The sequence below is a fragment of the Citrobacter freundii complex sp. 2024EL-00216 genome (genome assembly GCF_043945515.1).
In the GTDB taxonomy this organism is placed as follows: domain Bacteria; phylum Pseudomonadota; class Gammaproteobacteria; order Enterobacterales; family Enterobacteriaceae; genus Citrobacter; species Citrobacter portucalensis.
Genome location: NZ_JBIMRA010000067.1, coordinates 1 through 1,157 on the forward strand (window position 1 = coordinate 1; position 1,157 = coordinate 1,157).

The 1,157-nt window shown below is 48.1% G+C and carries 2 protein-coding genes and 2 pseudogenes; 3 read left to right on the forward strand and 1 reads right to left on the reverse strand.

Features of this window, described 5'->3' with window-relative positions; translation table 11 throughout:
• Nucleotides 1-164: 164 nt before the first annotated feature.
• The 3 genes and pseudogenes from ACHHZ7_RS25400 to ACHHZ7_RS25410 form a co-directional block, all read left to right on the forward strand.
• Nucleotides 165-353: pseudogene (locus ACHHZ7_RS25400) on the forward strand (helix-turn-helix domain-containing protein); the annotation flags it as partial.
• A gap of 63 nt (nt 354-416) precedes the next feature.
• Nucleotides 417-719: a hypothetical protein gene (locus tag ACHHZ7_RS25405; RefSeq protein WP_052132604.1), complete on the forward strand. Its 303-nt coding sequence runs from the start codon at nt 417-419 to the stop codon at nt 717-719.
• Nucleotides 720-869: 150 nt separating this feature from the next.
• Nucleotides 870-977: pseudogene (locus tag ACHHZ7_RS25410) on the forward strand (ParA family protein); the annotation flags it as partial.
• A gap of 33 nt (nt 978-1,010) precedes the next feature.
• On the opposite strand, the gene ACHHZ7_RS25415 reads toward ACHHZ7_RS25410, so the two are convergent.
• The coding region (locus tag ACHHZ7_RS25415; protein ID WP_395149237.1) for a Tn3 family transposase at nt 1,011-1,157 on the reverse strand (147 nt) is incomplete at its 5' end.

A 1,157-nucleotide genomic window follows, 5' to 3' on the forward strand; every position in this document is an offset into this window, starting at 1 on the left:
CAGGCCTCAGCATTTTATTATGGTGATCCCCTGGGCGAAATGCGCCTGGTAAGCAGAGTTTTTGAAATGTAAGGCCTTTGAATAAGACAAAAGGCTGCCTCATCGCTAACTTTGCAACAGTGCCAAAAAAACAGCATGTTACCTGACGAGATCTTAATGCGACAGAACCGCGGCGAGAACGCCAGAAACAGGGGATCGCCAAAGCAAAAGCGGAGGGAAAATACCAGGGAAGAAAGGTTAACCAACATCGCTATGATGCCATTAACCGGCTGCTGGCCAGCGGCAGTTCCTGGAGCCAGGTTCAGAAGACCATCAATTGCAGTCGTGGCACCATTAGCCGGGCGATTAAACAGTGTCCCCCAGTTACAGCCCTCCCCTCTCTTTCCGGGCAGTCTGAGAGTGCTACCGCATTTTCCGTGACAACCACACTGTGGGTGCCGGTGCAGAACGGCAGCAAATTTACCCGTGGGAAGAAAAAGGTCAGAGAAGATATTGCCTGGCTGGTTGAGTGCGACTATGACGGAAAGGTGTTGGACATTAATGAGTACAGCCTGATTTTTACGTATAGAGATGAGGCCGATTTGAAAGAGCAGATTGACGAACTTTTTGACGAGATTTACCGCACTGCTGAGATACGTAACTGCGTGATCGATGACATGACGCTAACCAATGATGCGACTAATCGAAGCTGGAAGGAATACGATGGAGGTTGGCAATAAGTCACTAGTAGCAGTTAGAACCAACATCCCCCGCAAGATCTAACCCTAAAAACACTCATATACTCATTTACACACAAAAACACATTTACTCATTTGTGTTTTTGTGTATAATAAAACTCAAATGAGTAAACACATAAATGAGGTTTAGACATGAAAATTATCGCGTTCCTCAACCCTAAAGGTGGCTCCGGTAAAACGACGGCAACAATCAACGTCAGTAGCTGCCTTGCCAGTTCGGGTAAGAAAATTGCAGTTGTAGGGGTCGGTTCCGGCTGAGGGCGAAATGACACCCTAAGCTTTCGGTTCCTTGGGCCAAAGATATTCGCCAGTCAGTAGAATGTGCGCCCAGCCCAATGGGGATATGTGGGGAAGAAATTCAGGGGGAACATCCAACCCTTCGTTCCGCCGCTCCGTGACGGCATGACCAAGATGGACGGT